We start from the raw sequence: 24,336 nt of genomic DNA, 5'->3' as shown, positions 1-24,336 counted from the left end.
GTGCCTCCCGGTCGAGAAGGCGGGTTTCGTCGTTCATGTTGTCGCGAGCCCCTGTCAGCTCATCCAATTGCCGCCGTCGACATTGTATGTCTGCGCGACGATGTAATTTGCGTCTTGGCTGGCCAGAAAGACGGCCATGCCGGTCAGATCGTCGGCGGTGCCCATACGGCCAAATGGAACCGCCTCGCCGACCTCTTTTTTCTTTTGCCCCAAGGGTTTGTTTTCATATTTGGCGAACAGGGCGTCGACCCCCTGCCAATGTTCGCCATCCACCACGCCGGGGGCGATGGCGTTGACGTTGATGCCGTGTTTGATCAGGTTCAGCCCGGCGGATTGGGTCAGGCTGATGACCGCCGCCTTTGAGGCGCAATAGACCGAGACAAGCGGCTCTCCGCGTCGCCCGGCCTGGCTGGCCATATTGATGATCCGGCCACCTTGCCCCCGTGTGATCATGTGTTTGGCCACCGCCTGCATGGTGAACAAGACACCCGCCACATTGATCGAAAACACTCGGTCGAAATCTGCTCGTCTTACCTCGTCCAATGGCGCGGCGGTAAAGATCGCGGCGTTGTTGATCAGGATGTCGATATGGCCAAGGGATTGGATCGTGTGACCAACCGCCTGTTCGATACTGCCTTGGTCCGAGACATCCATCGCAACGGCAACGGCCCCATCGCCCAGCTCTGCCGCGGCTGTTTGGGCCGCAGCGAGGTCAATATCGGCTATCGCCACGCGCGCGCCCTCGGCGATATAGGCCTTGGCAAAGGCCAGGCCGATACCGCGCGCGGCCCCTGTGATCAGGGCGGTTTTTCCAGCCAGTCGCGTCATTCGATCCGCAAGCCTTTTTGGTCGAATTTGTGGATGTTCTGCGCTTGTGGCGTGAGAAAGACGGTATCCCCGTGTTTGACCGCCACATCGCCAGCGGCGCGCACGGTCATCGGGTCACAGCCGTCGATGCCATGCACATGGATGAAGGTGTCAGAGCCCAGATGCTCGGCCACGCCGACCTTGCCCTCCCATTGACCACCGGTTGTGGAAACCTCGATATGTTCGGGGCGCACACCGATGGTATGGGCATTGTGCTTTGCGGCCTCGGCCCCTTCGATCAGGTTCATCTTGGGGGAGCCAATGAAGCCGGCGACAAATTTGTTGCGCGGCTTGTGATACAGTTCGAGAGGCGAACCAACCTGTTCGATCACACCAGCCTGCAACACCACGATCTTGTTCGCCATAGTCATGGCTTCGACCTGATCATGGGTCACATAGATCATCGTGGTTTTCAGGCGCTCATGCAGCTCACCAATCTCAAGACGCATCCCGACGCGCAGCGCTGCGTCCAGGTTCGACAGTGGTTCGTCGAACAAGAAGGCGGCTGGTTCGCGGACGATTGCGCGACCAATGGCAACACGCTGACGCTGACCACCCGACAGGTCCGCCGGTTTGCGATCAAGGTAATCCATCAGGTTCAGCGATTGGGCCGCGGTTTCGACCTTTTGGTCGATCTCGGCCTGATCCATTTTCGCCATGCGCAGTGGAAAGCCGATATTCTTGCGCACACTCATATGCGGATACAGCGCGTAGGATTGGAACACCATGGCCAGCCCCCGCTCGGATGGCGGCACTTGGGTGGCGTCGTTCCCGTCAATCTCGATATAGCCCGAGGTGAGATCCTCCAATCCGGCGATCATGCGCAAGAGCGTGGATTTCCCGCAGCCCGACGGGCCGACAAATACCGTGAATTCCCCGTCTTCGATGGTCAGGTCCAGCGGTGGAATGACCTGCGTGTCACCAAAGCTTTTGGTCACGTTTTTCAGTACGATACGTCCCATTGTCTTTCCTTATTTCACAGCGCCAAAGGTCAGGCCCTGGACAAGTTGTTTTTGACAGAACCAACCCAGCACAACGATCGGGCCGACGGCTGCGGCCGAGACCGCCGATAGCCGTCCGAAAAACAGCCCTTCGGGTGCGCGGTTGCCTTCGATAAGCTTGGACAGGGTGGCCGCATCCGTGGTGGTGAGGCGCACGGTCCAATAGGCTTCGTTCCAGCAGAAGATGAAGCAGAGCAGGGCGGTCGAGGCGATGCCCCCCCAGGCCAGCGGGATCAGGATTTCCTTGATTTCACCCCAGGTGCTGACGCCGTCCATTTGTCCGGCCTCGATGATGTCCTTGGGGATTTCCTTGAAATAGGTGAACAGCATCCAGACCACGATGGGCAGATTGATAAGGCTGAGCACCAGGATGATCAGGAAATGGCTGTCAAACAGGCCAAGGCTTTTGGTGATGAAGGTCATCGGGTAAAGCACCGCCGCCGCTGGCAACATCTTGGTGGAAAGCATCCACATCAGCACGTCCTTGGTTGTGCGGCTGGGGTTGAATGCCATGGCATAGGCGCAAGGGATGCCCACAAAGAGGGTAAAGGCAGTGGCCAGAACGGAGGTGATGACCGAGTTCTTGGCAAAGCGCCAATAGTCGTAATTCTCGGTCATGTTCAGATAGTTTTCCAGCGTCGGCGTGAACCAGATCAGGTATTCCGGTTTGACCGCATCCGCATCGGTTTTGAAGCTGGTCAGGACCATCCAGAAGATCGGGAAAAAGAACAGCAGTCCCACGATCCAGGCCAGGGTTGGCCGACCAAATTTCGCGAATTTCGAGGGTTTAGCAACGATAGCCATCGGTCAGTTCCCTTATTCCATCAAGCTTTTGCCAATCATGCGCAGCAGAAAGATTGCGACGATATTGGCGAGGATGACCGCAAAGATGCCTGTGGCGCTGGCGGCTCCGATATTGTTGTTGGCGAATTCGCCGATCAGATAGGGCAGGTTCTTGTTGCCGTTGCCGCGGCTGACGATCTCGATCTCGGCATAGAGCGAGAGGTGAAAGATCGCCTGGATCATGACCACAATCGCAATGGGGCGGGCCAGGTGCGGCAGGGTCAGAAAGCGGAATTGCGACCAGGTTCCAGCCCCGTCCAGAACGGCGGCTTCTTTCTGCTGCTGGTCCTCGGATTGCAGCGAGGTCATAAAGATCAACACCGCGAAAGGCGTCCACTGCCAGGTCACCATGATGATCACCGCATAGGCCGATGTCTGGGTGGCGCGGAAGGAAATCGGTTCAAGCTCAGGCCAGAGCGAAAAGAAACCGCCGACCAAAGGCGCGGCACGCAGGGCATCGAGCAGGTCGTTGATGCTGCCAACGGCGATCCCTTGCAGACCCAGCACCGGGTCCAGGATCATGTTGATCCAAAGCACGGCATTCACGGCAGGCATCACGAAAAAGGGCGAGATCAGCAGAACACGGACGATCCCCTGTCCGGCAAAGGCCTTGTTGATCAAAACGGCGATCAGCACGCCAAGGATGACAGTCAGGAACAAAATGCTGCAGACGATCAACAGGCTGTTTTGGATGGCCAGCAGAAAGTCCTTTGAATTCAGGACGAATTCATAATTCCCGAAGCCACGCCAGTTCGATAGGCTGGGCGTCGTCCATTCCGGACGGCGCAAGTTGTTCAAAACATAGCGAATAAACGAAAAGTACAGTGTCATCCCCAATGGGATCAGCATCCATACCAAGAGCAGTAGAACTGCGGGTGTTTGAAGAAGGCGCGGAAGCTTTCTATCAGACATGATCCTATTCTCCCGGCAAAACGGTCTTTCCGTTTTGCTTGTCACTTTAGGTTGCGAATATCAGGACGTTACGCGTCGCCGGGGCGCTTAGGCAAATCTGACGACTGGTTGGCGGAGGGCCCGGGTGTCCCGGACCCTCGCTCAAGGGTCTTAGTAGTAACCAGCTTCTTTCATGATCGCATCAGCAGCCTTTTGCGAGGCAGCCAAGGCGTCTTCGACCGATTTTGCACCGGACAGGGCCGCAGCCATTTCCTGTGCGACAGCCGAACCAACCTCGGGGAATTCCGGGATCGCGGCGAACTGAACACCCACATAAGGTTTCAGATCAGTCGCTTCTGGTGCGGCGCTGTCAATCGCTGCCAGCTCTGCGGCAGCAAATTTTGCAGCAGCCTGGAATTCAGGGATGGCATAGGTCGAGGCACGCTGACCGGTTGGAACAGAGCCCCAGCCAAAGTCCGGGTGATTGCCAACGGCTTGGACGTATTCTTTGGACGTGGCCCATTGAATAAAGTCAGCCGCTGCTTCGGCATTGGGCGATCCAGCCGGGATGGCCATGGCCCAGGCCCACAACCAGTTGGCCCCAACCGGGTTACCGGCATTGGGCGACTGGGCATAGGCAACACCGTCAACGTCCAGGAAAGAGGCGGCGATGGTGGCGTCAATCCACATGCCACATTTGCCTTCGTTATACAGCGCGAGGATCTCGTTGAACGAGTTGCCCTCGGAGCCGGGTGGACCATAGTTGCCCAGCAGATCAACATAGAAGTTGATCGCAGCCTTCCATTCCTCGCTGTCGATGGTCGGCTTGTAATCCTTGTCAAACCAGGCCCCGCCAAAGGAATTCACCACGGTGGTGATAAAGGCCATATTGTCGCCCCAGCCGGGCTTGCCGCGCAGGCAGGCACCATAGACGCCGTTATCGGGGTCGTGAATGGCTGCTGCTGCTGCTTTGACATTGTCCCAGCTGTCATTGTCACCAATCGCAACACCTGCCGCATCGGTCAGGTCTTTGCGATACATAACCATGGACGATTCACCATAGAACGGTGCCGCATACAGCGTGCCCTCGTGGGACAGACCATTGCGCATCGCTGGCAGGATGTCGTCAACGTCATAATCTGCCGAGAAGTTGAGGGGTTCGATCCAACCGGCAGCACCCCAGATCGGGGCCTCTTGCATGCCGATATTGATGATGTCGTACTGGCCGCCGCCGGTTGCTGTATCGGACGTGACCTGTTCCCGCAGAACGCCTTCTTCCAGCGAAACCCAGTTCAGTTCAACGCCGGTCTCAGCCGTATAAGCCTCTGCGACTTTCTGCATGTTGATCATGTGACCGTTGTTCACGATCGCGATTGTCAGTGACTCTGCCGATGCGCCGCTTGCTGCAACAAGCGTAAGCGCGGTAGCCGCACGAAGTGCGTTCTTGAGTAACATCCGTCTCCTCCCTGTATTGGATGTGATGCCAATAAGGTAGTAATTAACACAACGCGCCGTCAACTAAAATTTTACGCGCGCAAAGTTTTGGGGCGATTTAGGCGGAGTCCCTCATCACCAATTTGCCTTCAAACAACGTCGTTTCGTGTTTGTTTTCAGACCCTTCGATGGCCTTGAACAGGGTCTCAACCGCGCAGCGGGAAATTGCGTCATAGTCCTGCGCTATGGTCGTCAAAGGCGGGCAGGTGAAGCGGGAAAAGGGGTGATCGTCATGCCCGGCGACGCGAATCTGGCAATCCGGATCACGGCCAACGCGGATCTTTTGCTCAAAACATGCGGCCAGAAACCCAATGGCCAGGCGGTCATTGCTGCACAAGATCGTGTTGCTTTTGAACAGCCCGGCGGCCAGTGCCTTGCCGCCTTCGCGCCGGCCAATCTCTTCGAACTCCCAACCTTCGCCGTCAACCTTCACGATCTGCGGCTCGTGTCCAAGCCGCTCCATCGCCTCAATATACCCCTTTCTGCGCCGGTTGGCATTGGGGTTTGACGGGGTTTTCATCTCAAGAAAACTGGGCGGTTCGCCGGTGCGACAGAGATACTCCACGATCAGACGGGCAAATTGCCAATTGTCCGACCCAACAAAGGCAAAGCCCATATCCGGCAGAAAACTGTCAAAGATCACCGTGGGGATATCGGCACAGAATTTTTCGACAATCGCCCGGTCCGATGTGCGCCCAAGCGGGGCCAGCAATACCCCGGCGGGTTTCAATGAGCGTAGGCTGTCGAGAATATCGTTTTCCAACTCCTGATCGCCATGCGAGCTATACAGGGTTGGCCGAAACCCGGCGGCGATACAGCGCTGCTCGATATTGCGGGCCAGTTCGGCAAAGAACGGATCTGCCAGGTAGGGAACAACAATCCCAAGGTTCTTGGTCAGTTTGCGGTTCTGATTGATCGCAAACATATTGGGGCGGTATTCGTATTTCTCGAGCGCCTCTTCGATCCGTTTGCGGGTGGATGTGCGCACGCTTTCCGGGTCGTTGAAGTATTTCGAAACGGTGGGGCGCGAGATGCCGCTGAGGGCCGCGAACTCCTCCATGTTTCGGATCGTGTTTTTCGCCATCGCCCCCCCTTTGTCAGGAAACCGGACGGGGTTCGTCAATGTTTCCAACCTCTATTTTGACGCGCGGAAAATATTAGGAAAAATTTTCTTGCCGGGAAAGTAAAAATTGGAGCGCTGATGGTGTCAGACTCCCTTGTCGGGCTAGATGACCTCGGCATTATGCCGATCCTCAGCCCTTATCCTCAAGGTGCTTTTGCCACAGGTCCGGCCGGCGTTCTTGCGTCAAAGCCTCGCTTTGTTCACGCCGCCAGGTGTCGATTTTGCCGTGATGACCAGACATTAGAATGTCGGGGATCGCCCGGCCTTGCCATTCGGCGGGGCGGGTATATTGCGGGTGCTCCAACAGGCCTGCGGAATGGCTTTCATCCACAGTGCTTTCGGCATTGCCCAACACGCCCGGCAGCAGGCGCACGGTTGCGTCCAGCATGGCCTGGGCCGCAATCTCGCCCCCGGTCAAAACGAAATCCCCCAGCGAGACTTCGGCAATGTTGTAATGTTCGATCACCCTTTGATCCAACCCCTCAAACCGGCCACAGATCATCGTGACCCCCGGCAAAGCCGCCCAATCGCGCGCCATCGCCTGATCAAAGCGTTTGCCGCGCGGTGACAGATAAACCAGCGGGCCCGGCGCGCGCTGTAGGGTGTAGTCAATGGCGCGGCCCATGACATCGGGGCGCAATACCATTCCCGCGCCGCCACCCGCCGGGGTGTCATCGACATTGCGATGCTTGCCCTCACCAAACAGCCGCAAATCCGTGGTCGAGAGCTGCCATTTGCCCTCTTTCAACGCCTTGCCGGTCAGGCTTTCGCCCAGAACGCCAGGAAAGGCGTCTGGAAACAGCGTGATGATATGCGCCTGCCAGGCCCGCGCCAGATCGGGGTTGTGACTCACCAATTCACGCGGCTTCAACGTGGGCCGGATCGACTTGCGACCATGCGATTTGCTTGGGGGCTGTTTGCGACCTGTTTCAGGGGGCGTGCTGTCTGACATGAGAATTCCTGCTTTGGCCCCCTCCTACCCGTTGCAGGCAAGTGGGGCAAGCATGCCCGATCACAGCCCGGAAAAGGCCGGTTCGAAATAGTCGCCTTGGCGTGGTGGTGCCGTCAGAGTGCCGGTCAAAAGGTCCCAAATGCTACGGTCACGTGGCGCGCGGCCTTCGAAATTGACAAAGATGCAATGCGGCGCGGGCCAGGCCTGCCCCAACTGCTCTGTCAGAAAATCCAGTTCGGCATCGAAAAACGGTTGCAGCGTCGCCACCCGGTGTGGCGGGTCCAGCGCCAATTCCTGGAGCTTATAGGTTCCGTCATTCCAACCTTGGATCAGTTGTCTGATGCGGTCCAGAAACTCGGGATTAGATTGCGCACGCGGATCGCGCAAGGTCTGATCACGGGTCAATCGGCCAAAATACCCCGCGACGGTGGCCCGATCGCAACTGGGCTGTTCCAGACACCAAAGCGCCGCGGCCTGTTGGTCTGCGTCGAACAGATCGTGTTCCATAACCACATGGTGCCAAAGATCCACGTCAGCATCCGGCAAGGATTTCAACACGCGCAGCAGCGGTCCCGCTGCCCGGTCCTGTTCCCAGATCGCCTGGGTCGACAGAAACGCGCCATAATCACGATCAAAGGCCGCGCGGCGCAGCGTGATCAGGTCGATTTCGTCGCGCAGATCCAACATCGTGTCCGGGCGGGCAAAGAGTTGCGCAATGCGCCCCGCTTCACCGGGATCGGCCCGCAGCATTGTGTTGATCAGATACAGTTCAGAGCGTTGCGCAGCCGACAGCTTGGCCAAATCCAACGTTTTCCATCCCTGCATAAACCCCTGCAAGGTCCGCATGATTGCGGTGTCCCGGTCCAGGGGCGCTCCGGGAATGTGATACTCCTGCGAGCAAGCCAGCGCACGCATCAGGTCCTGAGATATCGCAGACGGATTGGGCAGTTTGGCTCGCTCAGCCTTTGGCAAGGGGCCGCGCAGTAATGTGTCTGAACGAGCCCGGCCCGTGGTCCTGTTAACCCGATCCGGCTGTGGACGCAGCGAGGCTACCAAGGCATAGGCGCTGCCCAGCCCGCTCATCGTGACGCTGAGTCCAGACAAAGGCAGCGCGGCTGCAATTGCGGGCACCAGGGCCAAACCAGTTAGAAAAATACGCTGCACTCAGACGTCCACTTGCTGACTTCGATAGCTCGATTACGGCTAAAATTAGACAGAAATTGTGGCGTTAAGTGGGTGAAATATTCCAATTTATTACTGGTTAGGGTTCTCACTTGGCATCACTGTTTCAAATTGGATGAAATTGTTTCCAAAAAACGGGTTTTGGCAGTTGTGAACCAGATGAAGAATTTAGGGTCCCAAAGAATCTAATTTTTGCATTCGGTAAACGCATAGGGAGAAATCATACGCAAGGTTAAAACTCCGCATTGAAATGGTTAATTGAATGCGGCAACCTGCCGGGGCGCACTAAAGGTGTGCTATAATTGTAGGTTACCCGGGAGGGGGCATGTCAAAACTCTCAATCAAATACTTTCCTGTAGGCGGCGGCCTGTGTATGGGCGACGGCAAAGGTCACGATTCAAAGAAAATGGAACTCATTCGCCGTATTCTGGATCAGGATACAAGCGCGACCACGGAGCTGATCGACTATGTCATCGTCGGTGAAAGCGGGTCCAAGGACTCAGATGCTGGCAAGCAGCTGGCTGTCTATCTGAGCCAAGAAGAAAACTGGATCCCAGAAGCGGACGGCAATGATTTCCGCTATGAGGCGATCATGGGCGACATTACCATGCAGGTGACGGCCTATGATCGTGCCCCTGACGAATACATGTCAGCGGTACCCGAAGGGGCGCATAGCGCTCGTTTTGTCGAGATCAATCACTTCAACTCGGCCAATGGCTATCGCAAATCCTTTGGTTTTATGTATTACGCGACCAAAGAAAGCGAAGTGATCAGCGCCGCGCTATTCTCCAAGGCAATTGTCACCCGCGTTTGGGCCGGAATTCGCGCGCTATATACCTATGTGATGAATTGGATGACCGAGGGGCAGTTTGCCCCAGTGAACCAGGAACAAGCCGAAGAAATCGATGGTAACGCTAACCAGGAAGCCATCGATGTCCTAGAGGAAGGTGGCGAAGAGGTCGAGGATTTTGGCGTTGCGCTGGACGAGGCTGCGGCTGAACTTGCCGGGGCTGTCGATCTCGTTGCGATTGGCACCGTGCTTGGAACGATTGTTTTTGTCGGTATTTTGCTCATCGGAATGATTTTGCTGGTCGCAATCTTCTATCTGGTTCACGTGATCTGGAAAGTTCTTGGGGTCAGGTATCTTGTTATTAACATGTGCCAGGATCTGTCGTTCCATCTTAAGGCGTTGCACCTAGACAATGTTGATGAAGACAAAAAAGCGTTCCCGGGTATCCTGAAGGACGGGGCCAAGAACAATACCTTACCCTCTACTTCAAAGGTAAGGTTCGCAGATGACGCTGGAGGCTTTCATCCTACCGTTCCCGTTGTTCACTATGCGGTTTTCCAAATGTTGAACAACAAAAAGTTTCTTGAAGGACTTGGGGTTCTGTTGGAACTGCAAGATGTAAATGATGTGGGCGAAAGCCATGGCACCGACGTCTTTGCCAAATACGAAGTACACGCGGCAGAAGATAACGAGCAGGCTGTCGTAGAAGACCTGAACTTGCATACCCCAGAGCAGGAATACAATGACATCGGAGAGCAAAAACGTTTCGTACAGCTAAAAACGCGAGATGGGCTGACACTGACCCAGGCGACCCAGGCGCTTGGCGGTGAGAAGAGCGGCATCTATGATGTCGTCTGGATTGTGCAAGACGGGTCTTTGTAATCCGCCTGGCCGGAAGTGAAAGCGGGCGCGTGTTGAAATGCACGCGTCCATGATGACCGGTTTGGGCTTAATCAAACAACCCCTCAGGCGGATCGGCAACAATCCGGCCGGCGCTCAGATCAACCGTGGGCACCACTGCCAGGGTAAAAGGCATCAAAACAGTCTTGGACGATCCCGGAACCTGCAACTCCAGCAGATCCTCGGCCCCGTGGTTTTGTACCGCATGAACACGCCCCAATAGCGCGCCACCGCTGTCAAACACCTCAAGTCCCATCAGGTCAGTGTGGTAAAACTCGTCATCGGGCAAATTGGGCAACACATCGCGCGGGGCAAAAAGCTGCAAACCCTTCAGGGCGTCTGCCTCTTCCTTGCTGCCGATCCCGGAAATCCGCGCGGCAAACCCGTTCTTAAGCGACCGTGTCAGTTGGATCTGGTCAAAGACCTGTTCCCCGTCCTCAGAGGTCAGTGGCACATAATCAGCAATCGCTTCGGGATCGGCGGTAAAGCTTTTCAGACGAACCTCGCCATGCACGCCAAAGGCACCGGCCAATGCTCCGACACAGATTTTGTCCGTCATGATTTGCCCCCAATGCTGCACATCCCGTCGGCCCAAGAGCCCCCGGATTGATCGCAGAGTGTTTTCTGATTGTCACGTTCAAACAGGATGCCTGCGAGGAACGCAAACAGCACAAAGATCACAAGCCGGATCAGGCGGAACATGAGACGCCTCTTGGGCTAGGGAAAATCCCCGGCGAGGGTGGGCCTCGCCGGGAGCAAAAGAGAAATTACTCTTCTGCGGCAGCTTCCGCTGCTTCTGCGGCCTTGGCGGCTTTTTCTTCGGCGCGCTCAACGGCTTTCTTGCCTGGGGCACCTTTCTTGGGGTTGTTGCGCTCTTTCTTGGCAACAACGTCAGCCGCTTCGAGGAAGCGAGACACACGGTCGGTGACCTGTGCGCCTTCACCCAGCCAGTACTGAACGCGCTCGATGTCCATTTTCACGCGCTCTTCGCTGTCTTTTGGCAGCAGCGGGTTGTAGGTGCCCAGCTTTTCGATGAAGCGGCCATCGCGTGGCATACGCGAGTCAGCAGCAACAATGCGGTAGAAGGGGCGCTTTTTGGAGCCGCCACGGGCCAGACGGATTTTGATAGCCATTTTGTTGTTCTCCTTGAGATGGCAGTGTGACGCGGAGGGCGCGTCAGGATTGGTGTTGTTTGTGGTGTTGGATCACTTCCTGAATGATGAAATTCAGGAATTTCTTGGCGAATTCCGGGTCAAGATTGGCCCGGTTCGCAAGGTCTTCGAGCCGCGCAATCTGTTTTTCTTCGCGCGCGGGGTCGGAGGGCGGGAGGTCATGTTGGGCTTTCAGAACCCCAACAGCCTGCGTGTGTTTGAACCGCTCGCCCAGAGTATAGACGAGGATCGCATCGAGGCGGTCGATGCTTTCGCGGTGCTCTTTCAGCAGCTCGGCGGCGCGTGCGGTTGCGTCGGTCATATCAGTCAAGTGCCCAGCCTTTCGGTTTAAAGAGCGGATCCTGGTAATGCGCGATTTCCATATCGATCCCGTGGCCTAGCTGGCTTTGCAGCTCTTCCAGGGATGGGTGGCGATAGACCGCGTCATGGCCGTCAACGGTGGCGGCCGAGGCATCTTTGGTGCAGCCCAGACGTTCCGCCAAACGGATCGCTTCCAGGTTTTTCGGGTCGATATAGGACACGGCGGTGTCCCAGCCGAGATCATGGTAGAAATAGCGGCGCACGCGGTCAGCGGCCTCTAGCGCATAACCCTTGCCCGATTGGTCAGGCCAAATGATCCAGGCAATTTCCCGCTCCGGCCATTTCGCCGGGAACCAGCCCCCGGCCATGCCGACGGTTTCATCTGTATCCTTGAGGTGGATCATCCACATGCCATAGCCACGGATTTCCCAATGGCCGATTTCAGAGGCATAGAGCATCCAGGCTTCATATTCATTCAGCGGCCCGCCCATAAAGCGCGAGCGGTAGCTGGCAAAGGTCGCCTTGAAGTTCGGGTAATCCTCGGGCTCGGGCGCGCGCAATTGCAGGCGCTTGGTTTCGAGGACAGGAATATCGCGATGGACCATCAGGATGCTCCTTTTGCGCTGTGGCGATAGGCATAGGTATGCCCGTCAGAGGACAGGGTTGCTTCGAGTTCGCTGTCGCGCGCGGCACCCAGTTTTTCCATCAAACGGATGCAACGATCATTGTCCGGATCGACAAAAGACGCGACGCTGTCCCATTTTAAAGCGTCAAAAGCATAGTCCCGGGCGGCGATCATGGCCTCTTCGGCATAGCCGTGCCCCTCGGCCTCTTCGGTCAGGAAAATGCCCAGCTCGGCCTCGGGGTCTTCGTATTCATAGCCCAAGAGCACAAAGCCCGCCGAGGGTGTGGTCTGCGCGTCAATGGTCCAAAGCCCATGGCCATGCAGCAGCCATAGCGCGGAATACCCGGTGAATTCGGCCCAGGCTTCGGCACGGGTAAAGGGGCCGCCCATCAGGATGGACCGGTCGCTTTCCATGATCTTGGCATAGGCCTTGAAGTCATAGATACGCGGTGCGCGCAGTTGCAGGCGACGCGTGTCGAGCGATGGGATCTTGCCACCAAGGCGCGCGGCCTGACGGGCCGCGGGGCCGGGGCGATGCTTTTCGCAAGGGGCGAGGGTAGGTTTGTCGGTCATGACGCCCCCGCGATTGGCTGGCGATAGACGAGACAGGGGTCTTCGGGTTTTGGGACCGTCGCGTTTGGATCGCGTTGCGCGCCGAGCCGTTCGGCCAAGGTGATCGAGCGCGCGTTCTCTGGGGCGATATAGTGGACGATATTGGTCCAACCCAATGTGTCGCGGGCATCCTTAATGGCGGCCTGCGCGGCTTCAAAGGCAAAACCTTTGCCCTCAGACCCGTCAAACATCAGCCAGCCGATTTCAGTTTCCGGCCAGCCCTGCGGGTAGTAGGGGCCGACAAGGCCGATAATGTCATCCGACTCCTTGGTCGTAACCGCCCAAAGACCGTAGCCGCGCACGTCCCAATGGCCCAGCATGGCGCAGAAATTGGAAAAGGCTCGGAATTCGGGCACAAAGCCACCGACATATTGCGACCGCTCCGTCTGGTAAAAGGCGGTTGTGGCGGCGGCGTCCTTTGGGGCCGGAGGGCGCAGGATCAGGCGCTCTGTGCTCAGGGTGCGGGTCATGACAGCACCTCATCCGGGCCGGGATGGCGCCACAGCTCGTCTTCGCCCATGGCGACGTTTTCATAGGTGCGCTCATAAACGGCACCCAGCCGCTTGGCCAATGCCTGTGAACGGGTGTTAGACGGCACGATATTTGAGGTCAGGGTCGTGAAACCCAGATCTTCATAGGCGTAGCGGCGCACACGCAAAGCCGCCTCATAGGCGATGCCCTTGCCCTCAAAGCCTGCGAAAACCACCCAGCCGATTTCCGGCTCTGGCCAGCCTTCGGGGTTCCAAATGCCGCAAATGCCGGCAGGTTTGCCCGTGACCTTGTCTTCGATGACAAAGTAACCGTAGCCGTGCCAATGCCAGTGACCGACATTCAAGGTGAACCACCGCCAGGCATCGCCGCGATTGGGCGAGGCCCCAAAGCCTTCGGCGCGGTCCTGGTCGAGCAGGAAGGCAATCACCGCCTCTGCGTCGAGCTTTTCAGGGCCACGCAGGATCAGGTTTTTGGTCTCAAGGATCGGGGCTTGGGTCAGGCTCATGAATAGGCCTCCGCATTGCCATCGATATCGGGGCTGTGGCGGTAGACAACGTCGACATCATCATAGGTCTTGGCGGCCGGATCCAATTGGGCCCCCAAACGTTCCGCCAGCGCAATGGAGCGGGCATTGTTGCGATCGATATAGCTGACCAAGCTGGTCATGCCCTGTTCCCAGGCCCAATGCAGCGCGGCTGTGGCCGCTTCGGTCATGTACCCTTGGCCCTCATAGCCATCAAACAGGATCCAGCCGATTTCGCGTTCGGGGAAATGTGGCGGGTGGGTGATGGACACTTGCCCGATCAGCGCCCCGTCTTTGGTTTCCACAGCCCAGCCGCCAAACCCAACCAGATCCCAAGACCCGACCTCGGAACTGAACCCATACCACAGATGCGTCTTGTTCTGTGGCGCATCCACATGCTCTGCCCGTTTGCCCGCGAAAAACGCAGCAAAGGCATCCATGTCCGACAGGACATGGTGGCGCAGGCGCAAGCGTGGGGTTTCGAGGCTGGGTGCAGGCATGGTGTTCAGTGTGTTCGCGTGTCGTTTGGTAAGAGGTTGGCCCCCTTCGGGGAGAGTATTTGGACCAAGAAGAAGACCTTATTTCTTTTTGCCAAAACCAGAGAGGCCCGGGGGCAGGCCAGCGCCGCCCAAGCCGGGCAGTTTGCCGCCCATGCCTAGCTGCTTGGCCGCGGCCTCCATGGCGGCGGGGTCCATTTTCGACGGGTCCATCCCGGCCATGTCACCCATGCCCGATGGCATGCCGCCTTTGCCGAACATGCCCTTCATGGCTTGTTTCAGCATGCCGCCTTTGCCCATCTTGCCCATTTTCTTCATCATGTCGGACATTTGGCGCTGCATTTTTAGCAGTTTATTGAGGTCGGAGACCTCCATGCCAGCCCCGGCTGCGATACGTTTCTTGCGCGAGGCTTGGAGCAGCTGCGGATTGGCGCGCTCTTTCTTGGTCATGGACTGGATCAGGGCGATCTGCTGTTTCAGCACCTTGTCATCCATCCCGGCCTCGGTCGCCTGTTTGGCCATTTTGCCCATGCCCGGCATCATTTGCATCATGCCTTCCATGCCGCCCATCTTGATCATCTGTTCAAGCTGCATCTTGAGGTCGTTCATATTGAACTGGCCCTTGGAAAAGCGCTTCATCATGCGCTCGGCCTGTTCGGCCTCCAGCGTTTGCTGGGCTTTTTCCACCAGGGCAACGATGTCACCCATGCCAAGGATACGGCCTGCGACACGCTCGGGTTCGAATGTTTCCAGCGCGTCCATCTTTTCACCAAGACCGACGAACTTGATCGGCTTGCCGGTGACGGCGCGCATGGAAAGGGCGGCACCGCCACGCCCGTCGCCATCCATCCGGGTCAGGGCGACGCCGGTGATGCCGATGCGGTCGTCAAAGTTTTCGGCGGTATGCACGGCGTCCTGACCGGTCAAGCCGTCAACAACCAGCAGGGTTTCACGTGGGTTGGCAACGTCACGGACCGCTTCGACTTGCTGCATCAGCTCTTCGTCGATCGACAAGCGTCCAGCCGTGTCGAGCATATAGACGTCATAACCACCCAAGGACGCTTGGGTCTTGGCGCGTTTGGCGATGGTGACCGGGTCTTCGCCTTTGACGATGGGCAGGGTGGCGACACCGATTTGCTTGCCGAGGATCTCCAGCTGTTCCATTGCTGCCGGTCGGTTGACGTCGAGAGAGGCCATCAGGACTTTTTTACCGTCACGTTCGGTCAGGCGTTTGGCCAGTTTCGCGGTGGTTGTGGTCTTACCCGAGCCTTGCAGGCCGACCATCAGGATCGGCGCGGGCGGGCTGTCGATCTTCAACGCGCCAGGCTCACCTTCGCCTGCGAGAACTGCGATCAACTCGTCATGGACGATCTTTACCACCTGCTGGCCCGGTGTCACCGATTTGGTGACCGACGCGCCGGTGGCTTTCTTTTCGACAGCTTTGATGAATTGGCGGGCAACGGGCAGGGAGACGTCCGCTTCGAGCAGGGCGACGCGCACCTCGCGCAGGGCGGTTTTTACGTCATCCGCAGACAGGGCACCCTGCTTGGTCAGCCGGTCAAAGACGCCGCCAAGGCGTTCGGACAGATTTTCAAACATGGCGCGTGCTCCTCGTGCCGTATATATATAAGGACTGAGGATCATCTGGGATCCAAAGTGCCGATTTGCAAACCCTAGCGCTGTACTAAGCCAAATGCGCGAAAGCCCCCGTGGGCGCAACGCGCTGACGGAGGGCGATCCCGGGCAAACCCAAGGGACCGGAAGACACAACTCTCCCGGATAGTTGGGGGCGGTCTAAGAGATCACGCATGGTGAGTCAAGAAGGCTATGGCGAAGCTGTCATGTAGATGTGCCTAGAAAGCAGGCGAAATGAGTAACCTTTGGGGATTGGGTTAACCATTCCTGTTCAATTTACTAACAATTGTGTCAGTGCGTTGCCCAAAAACAGCAATCAAAGGGCGTTTTCCCGCCAAAGGGTATTGGTTGGCAGGATTTTAGCTGGCGATTTATCCTCAAATCCGCTACGAATCGCGTGAAGCCGCTATTTTTGATGGAGTTTGAAATGAAAAAGCTGATCGCTTCCGTGCTGGCATCCGCCGCCGTTGCAACCGCTGCCGCTGCTGGCGGCTACGACACTGCCCCTACCACCACTGTTGATGATGGCTATGACGCTGTTCCTGTAGCAGCTGCAAGCTCTTCGGGTGGCATGTCCACCGTTGCAATCATCGCCGGTGTTGTTCTGGTTGGTGCTGCTCTGGCATCTTCGTCGGGTTCCGACTGATATCAGACGTCTCGGCCTTCTTTGGTCGAACGATTGTGAATTCCGAAACAGCAGCCCTTGCGGGTTGCTGTTTCTTTTTTGTCAGTAAGCTGTGCCGTGCCTCTTGTAATTGAGCGAGAAAGGCCAAATTCCTTACGCAACGCCAACGAAAACAAGAGGGGCATCATGCAGAACTGGGATGAGATCAGAACAGCTTTTCATGTCGCGCGTTTGGGAACGGTCAGCGGAGCCGCCGAAGAGCTCGGTGTTCACCATGCGACGGTCATTCGTCATATCGACTCGCTCGAGTCCCGGCTTGGCGTCAAACTGTTTCAACGCCATACGCGCGGATACACCGCCACCGAGGCGGGCGATGACCTTTTGCGGGTGGCACAAGCCACCAATGATCAGTTTTCGCAGCTCGAAGGTCGGATCAAAGGGCGCGGCAATGATGTGACCGGCGAACTTATGGTGACCTCCATTGCATCCCTGGCCCCGCTTTTGGTGCCAGCCCTGGCCAGTTTTCAGCGCAAATACCCCGATGTCGTGGTGCGTTTTCTGACCGGCGAACGCCTGTTTCGCCTGGAATATGGCGAGGCGCATGTGGCTTTGCGCGCTGGGTCGGTTCCGTCCGAGCCAGACAATGTCGTACAGCCTTTCGCGCGCCAGCCAATCGCGCTGTATGGCTCCAAATCTTACCTTGCCGAGCATGGGATGCCGAAATCGGTTGCCGACCTGAAAGATCATCGTTTTGTCGGCAATGACAGCGAAGACAGTCGCGCCCCTTTTCAGGTCTGGCTGTTGAAACATGTGCCCTTTGATAATGTCATGTTCCGCGGCTCTGACTGGCGCTCTTTGGTGCATGCGATCCTGGCGGGGGCTGGAATGGGCTTTCTGCGTGTTGGTGAGGCAGCGCAATATCCGGATCTGGTTCAGGTCATGCCGCCCGAAGAGGATTGGAGCGCCTCGCTTTGGCTGGTGACGCATGTCGATCTGCATCGCACGGCCAAGGTTCAGGCATTTCTCAAGCACCTCAAAGATTACAGTGTGAATGAAGGCCTGAAAGGGTGAGGGCCATAACGTGAGCATGGGGGCCCAAGAGGCGCGGCGCGGGCATCTCGCGATGCTCAGCTTTTCGGCTTTGGTTGCCGGATCTTTTTCGCTGGGCGGAATGGTCGGGCCGTTTATCGAGCCTGAAGTTTTGAATGCGATCCGCTTTGCCTTTGTCGCCCTTGTTCTTGGCGCTTTGGCCTGGATGACGGGCGGAATGCAGCGCGAGACGTTTCGCGCGCCGTGGCGCTATCTGATCCTAGCCGGTCTTTTTGCCATCTATTTCGTGACCATGTTCGAGGGGTTGAAGACCGCGCAACCCGTCAGCATGGCGGCGGTTTTCACCTTCACCCCGGCCATGTCTGCGGTGTTTGGGTACTTTCTTTTGCGTCAAATCACGACATGGCGCATGGCCTTGGCCATCGTGACCGGCGCTTTCGGCGCGCTTTGGGTGATTTTCCGCGGTGATTTTGAATTGGCACGGCGGTTTGAAGTTGGTTTTGGCGAGATGCTGTTTCTGGGCGGTTGCGCCGCCCATGCCTTGTATACGCCGCTCTTGCGCAAACTCAGCCGCGGTGAGCCTGCCATGGCCTTTGTCACCGGTATCTTGATTGCCGGGGCTTTGATCCTGTCGATCTGGGCGGGGTGGGATTTGTTGGCGACAGATTGGGCTGCCCTACCTGCGATCGTTTGGATCACCATTGCCTATACGGCTTTGGCCGCAACCGGTTTGACCTTTCTGGCCTTGCGTTACGCAACCCTGCGTCTGCCCAGTGCCAAGGTCATGGCCTATACCTATCTGGTGCCAAGCTGGGTAATCCTGTGGGAATTGGCCTTGGGGCGATCTGTGCCGACGGCCATGGTTTTGCCCGGTGTCGGCCTGACCGTGTTTGCCCTGATCCTGTTGCTAAAAGACGAAGAGCCTCAGCCCGTTTCGGCTTGATCCGGCGCGGGGTCCGATAGTTCCTGTTCCAGAAATCGCTCAAACGCATCCAGATTGATCGGTTCAAACTGACCAAATCCCTGCATCCAGACCGAGGCATCGCGCAGGGCGTTGGGTTCAAGCTTGCACCATTTCACCCGACCGCGCTTTTCCTGACTGATCAGGCCCGCATTGGCGAGGATCATCAGGTGTTTGGAGATCGCGGCCAGTGACATTTCAAACGGGTCGGCCACATCGGTCACAGCCATATCATCCTCAAGAAGCATCGAAAGGATTGCGCGCCGGGTCGGATCGGCCAGGGCGGCAAAAACGGTGTCGAGGGTGGCTGTCATAGCGCAGCCTTATAAGGGATCGCTCCAGAATTCAAAACCCTCGGGGATCGTGCGGGCGATGCTTGTATAGATAGATTTGTTGCGGGTCCAAACCGATGTCGCGCAGGTGATGGTCGCTCATACCCTCTGGCAAGCCATCAATGATGTCCGTGGTTGTCGGGGTGGTGCGCGGCAGGCGCAGAGCGTGCAATAGGGTAAGTAAGCGCGCAAAAATCCCGCGCCGCCGCAATGGGTGGCTGCGATCATGTGTCATTTTGTGTCTCTCAATTTCTGGGGTAGGGGCAGTATTTCCCGAAAAGAAAGAGCAATCAAACGCAGTTGCTTGACGAATGCTGTGCGAAAAGCGCACAAATAAGGTATGTCACGCGTTCTCCCTCCGCTCAACGCGCTCCGCGCGTTTGAGGCTGCCGGCCGTCATCAAAGCTTTTCTTCTGCGGCCCAGGAGCTGGGTGTTGCCCATAGTTCAATCAGCCGCCATGTGCGCGGGCTCGAACAGCGATTGGGCGTGCAATTATTCCGCGAAGCGGCGCGTGGTGTCACCCTGACCAGCGAAGGCCGGGCCTATCTCGCGCAAGTCTCGCCGATGTTTGACGCCCTGTCCGAGGCGACCGAGGCCATGACCGGCCGTGCCAGTGGCGTCGTCACCATCAGTTGCGAACCGACTTTCGCCACGCATTTTGTTATGCCGCGATTGGGGGCCTTTCTGGATGCCTTTCCCGAGATTGAGCCACGCATCACGCCGTCCCAATCCTTGGCTGACCTCAGCGCGTTCGAGGCGGATGTCGCCATTCGCTCTATCGTTCGGACAGTGCCGGACCAGCCGAGCATGGTGGTCAGCAATGCGCCGCTATCGGTCTATGGCTGCCCACATGCCTTTGCTGATCTTAAAAAACCGGTCGAGCTGTTGGATCGTCGCCGGTTTCAGGACCGTCATGGCGATCCCTGGCGGGATTGGTTTTTGGCTGCCGGGGTCGATGTCTCTGATTTGGCTAGCCCGCAATGGCGCATGCGCGCAAATCTTGCTTTGCCTGCCGCGTTGGCCGGGCAGGGGGCGCTGTTGATCACCGATGACATCGCCCGGCTTTATGTAGAGCAGGGGGCGCTTGTTCGGCTGTTTGACCTATCGATCCCCGGCGGCACCTATCAGATCCTTGTTGAACCCCGTGCGGAGCGTCGCCGCGCGGTGCGGCAGTTCCGTGATTGGTTGGTGGCCGAAGGCGCGCCGTTTCGCAGTTAAATTTTCGCTATTGACTGCTAAATACAATTATTGCATATAGCAATCATGATGAAACACGACTCCTATCCACATTATTGGGTGAATCACTTGTCCTTTCTACTGCGACGCTCGCTGGTGCAAAGGTTCGAGGCCGAAGGGCTGGATGTCAGCGCCGAAGAATGGGCGGTGCTTTTGATCCTGCAATCGGTGCCTGACCTGACCGCAACCGAGCTGTCAGATCGCAGCATGCGCGACAAAACGACGATCACCAGAACTCTGGACCGGCTTGAGCGCAAGGGGCTGGTGCTGCGCCTGCGCGACACCAAAGATCGCCGGTCTGTCCGGCTAAGCCTGAGCCCGATGGGGCAGGCGGTCTTTGAAGAGCTGGCACGCATTGCCCAAGGGTTGATCAAGCAAACACTGGCAGGGATCGCCCCGGAAGATGTCGAGCAAGCCCTGACAGTCATGAAACGCATGGCCGCGAACCTAACGGAGGAACAACATGGCCTATAATTACAGCAGCTTTGATGCCAGCGATTATGACCTGGTCAATTTTCGCGGCCCCCAGCCGGGATCAAAAGCCCCGGACTTCGAAATTGATCTGGCCACTGGTGGGGCGACGCGGCTTTTGGACTTTGAGGGCGACTTTTTGGTGCTGGAAATGGGCAGCCTAACTTGCCCGCTCTTTCAGGGGCGACGCGAGGTGATGACGCGGCTCGACCTCCAGCATCCCGATGTCAGCTTTGCCGTTCTCTATGTCCGCGAAGCGCACCCCGGTAGCAAAATCCCGGCCCACTCGACCCAAGGTGACAAGGCCAGCTGTGCTGCGACCCTTGTTGCGGATGGCGAAAATCGCCGGGTTTTGGTGGATGATATTGCTGGGCGTGTTCACCAGGCGTATGGCGGCTATCCCAATTCGGTCTTTATCATCAACCGCAATGGCTGTGTTGTTTATGCTGTCGACTGGAACAATCCCGCCGTGACCGGACGCGCCATTGCGTTGTTGAAGGCTGGAAAACCCGCCGCGCTGCGCGCCTGGTTCAAACCCGTTCCTCCCAAGGTCAGCCTGACGGTCTTGGGTGAGGGCGGCAAAGGCTCGATGTCTGATTTCCTGCGCGGGTTGCCCAACCTGATCTGGAACAATCTTGTGCGCCGAAACCTGCGTTTGGCCTTTGGTCGCAAAGGGGCGGTGGCACCGGATGTGCAGTGCTGAATAAAGCAGGCTGCGAAACTCAACGTTTTGGTTGAATATGCATTTTGGCCATGATTGACCCGTGGCCAGCCTGCGACGGAATCTCCCATTGCCCGACGCGTCCTGTAAAATCATTTTATTTCAAATATTTACGTATAGGCTTACGCGGCTTAACCACCTGTTGACTCGGAGCCGCTGCGCGCATACCAACCCCCTGAACTCCAAACGGGGCGAAATGCGTGTCTGAAACCGATCCAAAGCAGCAGCTGAAAGAGCTGGAAGCCAAGATCGAAGCGGCCAAAGGGCCCAAAGGCGGCAAGAAGCACCAGGAGGAGCACTATTCCATGGCCAATCAGGCCTGGCGGATGGTGACGGAATTGGTGGCCGGTCTCGGGATCGGCTTTGGCATCGGATACGGGCTTGATGTGCTGCTGGGCACGACGCCTTTGTTCATGGTGCTGTTCATATTACTGGGTCTGGCGGCCGGCGTGAATGTCATGATGCGCACCGCCAAAGAGATCCAAGCGACACAAGAAGCCGCGCAAGTGGCAGATGAAGGGGACAAAGATGGCGTCTGACACCGCAGCAGCAGAAGGCAGCAGCCTGGTATTCCACCCGATGGATCAGTTCATCGTCAAGCCGCTGTTCGGCGACGGTGCAGTTGGCATGTTCACCATCACAAACGTGACCCTGTGGCTGTTCCTGGCGGTTCTGGCGGTCATCGGTCTGATGGTGATCGGCACGTCGCGCCGCGCAGTTGTCCCGACCCGCAGCCAGTCGATTGCCGAATTGGCCTATGGCTTTGTCTACAAGATGATCGAAGATGTGACCGGCAAAGACGGCCTGGTCTTCTTCCCATATATCATGACGCTCTTCATGTTCATCGTCTTCGCCAACTTCCTTGGCTTGATCCCGATGAGCTTTACCACCACCTCGCATTTTGCCGTGACCGTGATCCTGGCTTTTGCCGTGTTCATCACCGTAACCGTGGTTGGTTTCGTCAAAAACGGCGCAGGCTTCCTTGGCCTGTTCTGGGTTTCCAGCGCCCCTGCTGCGCTGCGCCCGATCCTGGCCGTGATCGAATTGATCTCTTACTTTGTCCGCCCCGTCAGCCACAGCATTCGTCTGGCTGGCAACGTTATGGCGGGCCACGCGGTTATCAAAGTGTTCGCGGGCTTTGCTGCGATCACTCTGGTTTCGCCGATTTCCATCGTCGCCATCACCGCGATGTATGGTTTGGAAATCCTCGTGGCCTTTATCCAGGCCTACGTGTTCACCATTCTGACTTGCGTGTATCTCAAAGACGCACTGCACCCGTCACACTAATGCAAATGGCGGGGTAGAACCCCACCCTACGGCATCCCTCATTCAACTTCCAATCGTAAGGAGATAGGACTATGGAAGGCGATCTCGCACACATCGGCGCAGGCCTGGCAGCAATCGGTTCCGGCGCAGCCGCAATCGGGGTAGGTAACGTTGCAGGCAACTTCCTGGCAGGCGCTCTGCGTAACCCATCGGCCGCTGCTGGCCAAACTGCTACTCTCTTCATCGGCATCGCGTTTGCGGAAGCGCTGGGCATCTTCGCCTTCCTCGTTTCGCTGCTGCTGATGTTCGCCGTATAATCCACGGAACATAATCCTTACGCGCGGGCGGTTCAGCATATCGCTGGCCCGCCCGATCGAAAGACAACGTTCCGACGGAGGACAGACATATGGCGTCTGATACACACGCTGCCCAAGCCGTCAGTTCCTGCGTTGACTCGCATGGCTCTGCTGTTGGCATGCCGCAGCTTTGCGGTGACTGGATCGGCAACCAGGTCTTCTGGCTGGTGATCACTCTGGTGGTGATTTTCCTTGTCCTGTCGCGCATCGCCCTGCCGCGCATCGCGTCGGTTCTGGCGGAACGTCAGGGGACGATCACCAATGATATCGCCGCTGCCGAAGATCTGAAGCGCAAGGCTGAAGAAGCCGAAGCCGCTTATGAGAAAGCACTGGCAGATGCACGTGCCGAAGCGCAGAACATCGCGCAGGCAACACGTGACGAAATCAAGGCCGAGCTCGACGTGGCCCTGGAAAAAGCTGACGCGGAAATCGCCGCCAAAGCTGCTGAGTCGGAAAAGGCAATCGCCGATATCCGCGCCTCGGCTCTGGAAAATGTCGAAACCGTCGCCAAAGACACAGCCGAGGCCATCGTGGCCGCGCTGGGTGGCAAAGCCGACGGTGCCAAGGTTGCCGCTGCTGTGGCAGAACGGATGAAAGGATAAGACATGAAAAAGCTGATCCTTCCCGCCGTTTTCGCCCTGAGCGCCACCCCGGCTCTCGCCGCTTCCGGCCCTTTCTGGTCGCTGGGCAATACCGACTTTGTCGTTTTGCTGGGCTTCCTGCTGTTCCTGGGTGTTCTGGCCTATTTCAAAGTGCCCGGAATGCTGGGCGGCATGCTGGACAAGCGCGCCGAAGGCATCCGTGACGAGCTGGACGAAGCACGCAAGCTGCGTGAAGAAGCCCAGACACTGCTGGCCAGCTACGAGCGCAAGTCGCGTGAAGTTGCTGAGCAGGCAGAGCGCATTGTTGCCCATGCCAAGCAAGAGGCCGAACTGGCTGCTGAGCAGGCCAAAGAAGACATGAAGGCTTCGGTCGCCCGCCGTTTGGCAGCCGCTGAATCCCAGATTGCGTCTGCCGAAGCCAGCGCCGTCAAAGAGGTGCGCGACAGCGCAGCCCGCGTCGCCGTACTGGCCGCGCAGGATGTTGTGGCCGGCGAAATGACCGCCGCCTCCGCAAGCACCTTGATTGATGATGCAATCGCTGAGGTTGGTGCTAAGCTGCACTAAGCCGCTTTAAACACGCTACAAAATGGCCTGGCCCTTTTGGTGCCGGGCCTTTTTTATGGCCGCCCCCGCGGGCCTGAGGTTTCTTTGGGCCTCAAATATCCCGGGGTGAATTGCCGCCTCGCGGCAAGAGGGGCAGCGCCCCTTATCCCCCTTACCGGCAAAGCCAGGATTGTGGACTGACAGACACTCTGACTTGGCGAAAAATCTCACCTGTCTTTCCTTGACGCAGCCCCACATATAGGATCAAAGCAG

General features: G+C 57.4%; 33 protein-coding genes. 12 read left to right on the top strand and 21 right to left on the bottom strand.

The features are described 5' to 3' along the window. Positions 1–54: 54 nt before the first annotated feature. The 8 genes from CLV87_RS07245 to CLV87_RS07210 all read right to left on the bottom strand — a co-directional run bounded on the left by CLV87_RS07245 (position 55) and on the right by CLV87_RS07210 (position 8,335). On the bottom strand, positions 55–828 hold the full coding sequence (locus CLV87_RS07245; protein ID WP_099242379.1) for an L-iditol 2-dehydrogenase: 774 nt from the start codon (positions 826–828) through the stop codon (positions 55–57). Next, a complete protein-coding gene (locus CLV87_RS07240; RefSeq protein WP_099242381.1) occupies positions 825–1,829 on the bottom strand; it encodes an ABC transporter ATP-binding protein in 1,005 nt (334 codons plus the stop codon). The genes CLV87_RS07245 and CLV87_RS07240 overlap by 4 nt, the downstream gene beginning before the upstream one ends. A 9-nt stretch (positions 1,830–1,838) precedes the next feature. After that, entirely contained in the window at positions 1,839–2,672 is an 834-nt protein-coding gene (locus CLV87_RS07235; RefSeq protein WP_099242383.1) for a carbohydrate ABC transporter permease, read from the bottom strand. Between the two features lie 12 nt (positions 2,673–2,684). Then, positions 2,685–3,623 (bottom strand): carbohydrate ABC transporter permease, encoded by a 939-nt coding sequence (locus CLV87_RS07230; protein WP_099242385.1) that lies wholly within the window; start codon positions 3,621–3,623, stop codon positions 2,685–2,687. Between the two features lie 150 nt (positions 3,624–3,773). Then, entirely contained in the window at positions 3,774–5,057 is a 1,284-nt protein-coding gene (locus tag CLV87_RS07225; protein ID WP_099242387.1) for an ABC transporter substrate-binding protein, read from the bottom strand. Between the two features lie 97 nt (positions 5,058–5,154). After that, complete coding sequence (locus tag CLV87_RS07220; protein WP_099244647.1) at positions 5,155–6,180, bottom strand: LacI family DNA-binding transcriptional regulator; 1,026 nt, start codon at positions 6,178–6,180, stop codon at positions 5,155–5,157. Positions 6,181–6,349: 169 nt separating this feature from the next. Further along, entirely contained in the window at positions 6,350–7,171 is an 822-nt protein-coding gene (gene trmD / locus CLV87_RS07215; protein ID WP_099242388.1) for a tRNA (guanosine(37)-N1)-methyltransferase TrmD, read from the bottom strand. A 60-nt stretch (positions 7,172–7,231) separates the two neighbouring features. Continuing rightward, positions 7,232–8,335 carry a hypothetical protein gene (locus CLV87_RS07210; protein ID WP_133840717.1) on the bottom strand — a complete coding sequence of 368 codons (1,104 nt, stop codon included), beginning with the start codon at positions 8,333–8,335 and terminating at the stop codon, positions 7,232–7,234. A gap of 343 nt (positions 8,336–8,678) precedes the next feature. Here CLV87_RS07210 and CLV87_RS07205 point away from each other — a divergent pair, with 343 nt between their 5' ends. Beyond that, positions 8,679–10,025 (top strand): hypothetical protein, encoded by a 1,347-nt coding sequence (locus CLV87_RS07205; protein ID WP_133840716.1) that lies wholly within the window; start codon positions 8,679–8,681, stop codon positions 10,023–10,025. 67 nt (positions 10,026–10,092) lie between these two features. Here the strand turns inward: CLV87_RS07205 and rimM are convergent, their stop codons facing one another. From rimM to ffh, 10 genes are all read right to left on the bottom strand, one after another. After that, positions 10,093–10,602: a ribosome maturation factor RimM gene (rimM, locus tag CLV87_RS07200; protein WP_099242394.1), complete on the bottom strand. Its 510-nt coding sequence runs from the start codon at positions 10,600–10,602 to the stop codon at positions 10,093–10,095. Beyond that, on the bottom strand, positions 10,599–10,745 hold the full coding sequence (locus CLV87_RS23825) for a hypothetical protein (protein WP_166652688.1): 147 nt from the start codon (positions 10,743–10,745) through the stop codon (positions 10,599–10,601). The genes rimM and CLV87_RS23825 overlap by 4 nt, the downstream gene beginning before the upstream one ends. A gap of 65 nt (positions 10,746–10,810) precedes the next feature. Continuing rightward, on the bottom strand, positions 10,811–11,176 hold the full coding sequence (gene rpsP, locus CLV87_RS07195) for a 30S ribosomal protein S16 (RefSeq protein WP_099242396.1): 366 nt from the start codon (positions 11,174–11,176) through the stop codon (positions 10,811–10,813). A 43-nt stretch (positions 11,177–11,219) separates the two neighbouring features. Then, on the bottom strand, positions 11,220–11,516 hold the full coding sequence (locus tag CLV87_RS07190) for a chorismate mutase (RefSeq protein ID WP_099242398.1): 297 nt from the start codon (positions 11,514–11,516) through the stop codon (positions 11,220–11,222). 1 nt (position 11,517) lies between these two features. Beyond that, a complete protein-coding gene (locus CLV87_RS07185) occupies positions 11,518–12,120 on the bottom strand; it encodes a GNAT family N-acetyltransferase (protein WP_099242400.1) in 603 nt (200 codons plus the stop codon). Then, positions 12,120–12,713: a GNAT family N-acetyltransferase gene (locus CLV87_RS07180; RefSeq protein ID WP_099242402.1), complete on the bottom strand. Its 594-nt coding sequence runs from the start codon at positions 12,711–12,713 to the stop codon at positions 12,120–12,122. Before CLV87_RS07180 ends, CLV87_RS07185 begins: the two co-directional genes overlap by 1 nt. Further along, positions 12,710–13,222, bottom strand: coding sequence for a GNAT family N-acetyltransferase (locus CLV87_RS07175; RefSeq protein WP_099242404.1), 513 nt, complete (start codon positions 13,220–13,222; stop codon positions 12,710–12,712). Before CLV87_RS07175 ends, CLV87_RS07180 begins: the two co-directional genes overlap by 4 nt. Beyond that, positions 13,219–13,749, bottom strand: a complete 531-nt coding sequence (locus tag CLV87_RS07170; RefSeq protein ID WP_099242406.1) for a GNAT family N-acetyltransferase — start codon at positions 13,747–13,749, stop codon at positions 13,219–13,221. The genes CLV87_RS07175 and CLV87_RS07170 overlap by 4 nt, the downstream gene beginning before the upstream one ends. Further along, positions 13,746–14,267 carry a GNAT family N-acetyltransferase gene (locus tag CLV87_RS07165; RefSeq protein WP_099242408.1) on the bottom strand — a complete coding sequence of 174 codons (522 nt, stop codon included), beginning with the start codon at positions 14,265–14,267 and terminating at the stop codon, positions 13,746–13,748. The genes CLV87_RS07170 and CLV87_RS07165 overlap by 4 nt, the downstream gene beginning before the upstream one ends. Before the next feature lie 78 nt (positions 14,268–14,345). Further along, positions 14,346–15,863, bottom strand: coding sequence for a signal recognition particle protein (gene ffh, locus CLV87_RS07160; RefSeq protein WP_099242410.1), 1,518 nt, complete (start codon positions 15,861–15,863; stop codon positions 14,346–14,348). A gap of 463 nt (positions 15,864–16,326) precedes the next feature. Here ffh and CLV87_RS07155 point away from each other — a divergent pair, with 463 nt between their 5' ends. The 3 genes from CLV87_RS07155 to CLV87_RS07145 all read left to right on the top strand — a co-directional run bounded on the left by CLV87_RS07155 (position 16,327) and on the right by CLV87_RS07145 (position 18,517). Beyond that, positions 16,327–16,545, top strand: a complete 219-nt coding sequence (locus tag CLV87_RS07155) for a hypothetical protein (RefSeq protein ID WP_133840715.1) — start codon at positions 16,327–16,329, stop codon at positions 16,543–16,545. Between the two features lie 165 nt (positions 16,546–16,710). Continuing rightward, entirely contained in the window at positions 16,711–17,595 is an 885-nt protein-coding gene (locus tag CLV87_RS07150) for a LysR family transcriptional regulator (RefSeq protein ID WP_099242414.1), read from the top strand. A gap of 16 nt (positions 17,596–17,611) precedes the next feature. After that, positions 17,612–18,517, top strand: coding sequence for a DMT family transporter (locus tag CLV87_RS07145; protein WP_099242416.1), 906 nt, complete (start codon positions 17,612–17,614; stop codon positions 18,515–18,517). Here CLV87_RS07145 and CLV87_RS07140 read toward each other — a convergent pair. Together CLV87_RS07140 and CLV87_RS07135 are read right to left on the bottom strand one after the other, a co-directional pair. Next, positions 18,499–18,849 (bottom strand): ArsR/SmtB family transcription factor, encoded by a 351-nt coding sequence (locus CLV87_RS07140; RefSeq protein ID WP_099242417.1) that lies wholly within the window; start codon positions 18,847–18,849, stop codon positions 18,499–18,501. The genes CLV87_RS07145 and CLV87_RS07140 overlap by 19 nt on opposite strands. Before the next feature lie 31 nt (positions 18,850–18,880). Next, positions 18,881–19,102 carry a hypothetical protein gene (locus CLV87_RS07135; RefSeq protein ID WP_099242419.1) on the bottom strand — a complete coding sequence of 74 codons (222 nt, stop codon included), beginning with the start codon at positions 19,100–19,102 and terminating at the stop codon, positions 18,881–18,883. Between the two features lie 105 nt (positions 19,103–19,207). Here CLV87_RS07135 and CLV87_RS07130 point away from each other — a divergent pair, with 105 nt between their 5' ends. From CLV87_RS07130 to CLV87_RS07120, 3 genes are all read left to right on the top strand, one after another. Continuing rightward, the gene (locus tag CLV87_RS07130; RefSeq protein ID WP_099242421.1) at positions 19,208–20,086 is read left to right on the top strand and encodes a LysR substrate-binding domain-containing protein; all 879 of its coding nucleotides are present in this window, start codon (positions 19,208–19,210) and stop codon (positions 20,084–20,086) included. An 87-nt stretch (positions 20,087–20,173) separates the two neighbouring features. After that, positions 20,174–20,578 (top strand): MarR family winged helix-turn-helix transcriptional regulator, encoded by a 405-nt coding sequence (locus CLV87_RS07125; RefSeq protein WP_176556007.1) that lies wholly within the window; start codon positions 20,174–20,176, stop codon positions 20,576–20,578. Beyond that, positions 20,568–21,278 (top strand): deiodinase-like protein, encoded by a 711-nt coding sequence (locus CLV87_RS07120; protein WP_099242425.1) that lies wholly within the window; start codon positions 20,568–20,570, stop codon positions 21,276–21,278. The genes CLV87_RS07125 and CLV87_RS07120 overlap by 11 nt, the downstream gene beginning before the upstream one ends. 149 nt (positions 21,279–21,427) lie before the next feature. Here the strand turns inward: CLV87_RS07120 and CLV87_RS24355 are convergent, their stop codons facing one another. Further along, the gene (locus CLV87_RS24355) at positions 21,428–21,610 is read right to left on the bottom strand and encodes a hypothetical protein (protein ID WP_407946581.1); all 183 of its coding nucleotides are present in this window, start codon (positions 21,608–21,610) and stop codon (positions 21,428–21,430) included. Here CLV87_RS24355 and CLV87_RS07115 point away from each other — a divergent pair. From CLV87_RS07115 to CLV87_RS07095, 5 genes are all read left to right on the top strand, one after another. Further along, positions 21,524–21,835 (top strand): AtpZ/AtpI family protein, encoded by a 312-nt coding sequence (locus tag CLV87_RS07115; RefSeq protein ID WP_370739628.1) that lies wholly within the window; start codon positions 21,524–21,526, stop codon positions 21,833–21,835. The genes CLV87_RS24355 and CLV87_RS07115 overlap by 87 nt on opposite strands. After that, entirely contained in the window at positions 21,825–22,583 is a 759-nt protein-coding gene (locus CLV87_RS07110; protein ID WP_099242429.1) for a F0F1 ATP synthase subunit A, read from the top strand. The genes CLV87_RS07115 and CLV87_RS07110 overlap by 11 nt, the downstream gene beginning before the upstream one ends. Before the next feature lie 71 nt (positions 22,584–22,654). Then, the gene (locus tag CLV87_RS07105; protein WP_072630388.1) at positions 22,655–22,879 is read left to right on the top strand and encodes a F0F1 ATP synthase subunit C; all 225 of its coding nucleotides are present in this window, start codon (positions 22,655–22,657) and stop codon (positions 22,877–22,879) included. 89 nt (positions 22,880–22,968) lie between these two features. Continuing rightward, positions 22,969–23,520, top strand: coding sequence for a F0F1 ATP synthase subunit B' (locus CLV87_RS07100; RefSeq protein WP_099242431.1), 552 nt, complete (start codon positions 22,969–22,971; stop codon positions 23,518–23,520). Between the two features lie 3 nt (positions 23,521–23,523). Continuing rightward, on the top strand, positions 23,524–24,084 hold the full coding sequence (locus CLV87_RS07095) for a F0F1 ATP synthase subunit B (RefSeq protein WP_099242433.1): 561 nt from the start codon (positions 23,524–23,526) through the stop codon (positions 24,082–24,084). The last annotated feature ends 252 nt before the right edge of the window (positions 24,085–24,336 follow it).

Origin of the sequence: Pelagimonas phthalicica (genome assembly GCF_004364805.1) — a bacterium.
In the GTDB taxonomy this organism is placed as follows: Bacteria; Pseudomonadota; Alphaproteobacteria; order Rhodobacterales; family Rhodobacteraceae; genus Pelagimonas; species Pelagimonas phthalicica.
Note: the sequence above shows the minus strand (reverse complement) of the source record. Positions and strands in the feature narration are given on the sequence as shown.

What these genes read in the sequence shown, in the direction of transcription:
- CLV87_RS07180 (WP_099242402.1), bottom strand. Translation starts at nt 12,713, where the DNA reads ATGACCGACAAACCTACCCTCGCCCCTTGCGAAAAGCATCGCCCCGGC.
- CLV87_RS07170 (WP_099242406.1), bottom strand. Translation starts at nt 13,749, where the DNA reads ATGAGCCTGACCCAAGCCCCGATCCTTGAGACCAAAAACCTGATCCTG.
- CLV87_RS07165 (WP_099242408.1), bottom strand. Translation starts at nt 14,267, where the DNA reads ATGCCTGCACCCAGCCTCGAAACCCCACGCTTGCGCCTGCGCCACCAT.
- CLV87_RS07185 (WP_099242400.1), bottom strand. Translation starts at nt 12,120, where the DNA reads ATGGTCCATCGCGATATTCCTGTCCTCGAAACCAAGCGCCTGCAATTG.
- CLV87_RS07105 (WP_072630388.1), top strand. Translation starts at nt 22,655, where the DNA reads ATGGAAGGCGATCTCGCACACATCGGCGCAGGCCTGGCAGCAATCGGT.
- CLV87_RS07205 (WP_133840716.1), top strand. Translation starts at nt 8,679, where the DNA reads ATGTCAAAACTCTCAATCAAATACTTTCCTGTAGGCGGCGGCCTGTGT.
- CLV87_RS07190 (WP_099242398.1), bottom strand. Translation starts at nt 11,516, where the DNA reads ATGACCGACGCAACCGCACGCGCCGCCGAGCTGCTGAAAGAGCACCGC.
- CLV87_RS07095 (WP_099242433.1), top strand. Translation starts at nt 23,524, where the DNA reads ATGAAAAAGCTGATCCTTCCCGCCGTTTTCGCCCTGAGCGCCACCCCG.
- CLV87_RS07145 (WP_099242416.1), top strand. Translation starts at nt 17,612, where the DNA reads ATGGGGGCCCAAGAGGCGCGGCGCGGGCATCTCGCGATGCTCAGCTTT.
- CLV87_RS07230 (WP_099242385.1), bottom strand. Translation starts at nt 3,623, where the DNA reads ATGTCTGATAGAAAGCTTCCGCGCCTTCTTCAAACACCCGCAGTTCTA.
- CLV87_RS07120 (WP_099242425.1), top strand. Translation starts at nt 20,568, where the DNA reads ATGGCCTATAATTACAGCAGCTTTGATGCCAGCGATTATGACCTGGTC.
- CLV87_RS07175 (WP_099242404.1), bottom strand. Translation starts at nt 13,222, where the DNA reads ATGACCCGCACCCTGAGCACAGAGCGCCTGATCCTGCGCCCTCCGGCC.
- rpsP (WP_099242396.1), bottom strand. Translation starts at nt 11,176, where the DNA reads ATGGCTATCAAAATCCGTCTGGCCCGTGGCGGCTCCAAAAAGCGCCCC.
- CLV87_RS07110 (WP_099242429.1), top strand. Translation starts at nt 21,825, where the DNA reads ATGGCGTCTGACACCGCAGCAGCAGAAGGCAGCAGCCTGGTATTCCAC.
- CLV87_RS07135 (WP_099242419.1), bottom strand. Translation starts at nt 19,102, where the DNA reads ATGACACATGATCGCAGCCACCCATTGCGGCGGCGCGGGATTTTTGCG.
- CLV87_RS07245 (WP_099242379.1), bottom strand. Translation starts at nt 828, where the DNA reads ATGACGCGACTGGCTGGAAAAACCGCCCTGATCACAGGGGCCGCGCGC.
- CLV87_RS07140 (WP_099242417.1), bottom strand. Translation starts at nt 18,849, where the DNA reads ATGACAGCCACCCTCGACACCGTTTTTGCCGCCCTGGCCGATCCGACC.
- CLV87_RS07100 (WP_099242431.1), top strand. Translation starts at nt 22,969, where the DNA reads ATGGCGTCTGATACACACGCTGCCCAAGCCGTCAGTTCCTGCGTTGAC.
- CLV87_RS07150 (WP_099242414.1), top strand. Translation starts at nt 16,711, where the DNA reads ATGCAGAACTGGGATGAGATCAGAACAGCTTTTCATGTCGCGCGTTTG.
- ffh (WP_099242410.1), bottom strand. Translation starts at nt 15,863, where the DNA reads ATGTTTGAAAATCTGTCCGAACGCCTTGGCGGCGTCTTTGACCGGCTG.
- rimM (WP_099242394.1), bottom strand. Translation starts at nt 10,602, where the DNA reads ATGACGGACAAAATCTGTGTCGGAGCATTGGCCGGTGCCTTTGGCGTG.
- CLV87_RS07225 (WP_099242387.1), bottom strand. Translation starts at nt 5,057, where the DNA reads ATGTTACTCAAGAACGCACTTCGTGCGGCTACCGCGCTTACGCTTGTT.
- trmD (WP_099242388.1), bottom strand. Translation starts at nt 7,171, where the DNA reads ATGTCAGACAGCACGCCCCCTGAAACAGGTCGCAAACAGCCCCCAAGC.
- CLV87_RS07130 (WP_099242421.1), top strand. Translation starts at nt 19,208, where the DNA reads ATGTCACGCGTTCTCCCTCCGCTCAACGCGCTCCGCGCGTTTGAGGCT.
- CLV87_RS23825 (WP_166652688.1), bottom strand. Translation starts at nt 10,745, where the DNA reads ATGTTCCGCCTGATCCGGCTTGTGATCTTTGTGCTGTTTGCGTTCCTC.
- CLV87_RS07235 (WP_099242383.1), bottom strand. Translation starts at nt 2,672, where the DNA reads ATGGCTATCGTTGCTAAACCCTCGAAATTCGCGAAATTTGGTCGGCCA.
- CLV87_RS07220 (WP_099244647.1), bottom strand. Translation starts at nt 6,180, where the DNA reads ATGGCGAAAAACACGATCCGAAACATGGAGGAGTTCGCGGCCCTCAGC.
- CLV87_RS07155 (WP_133840715.1), top strand. Translation starts at nt 16,327, where the DNA reads ATGAAAAAGCTGATCGCTTCCGTGCTGGCATCCGCCGCCGTTGCAACC.
- CLV87_RS07240 (WP_099242381.1), bottom strand. Translation starts at nt 1,829, where the DNA reads ATGGGACGTATCGTACTGAAAAACGTGACCAAAAGCTTTGGTGACACG.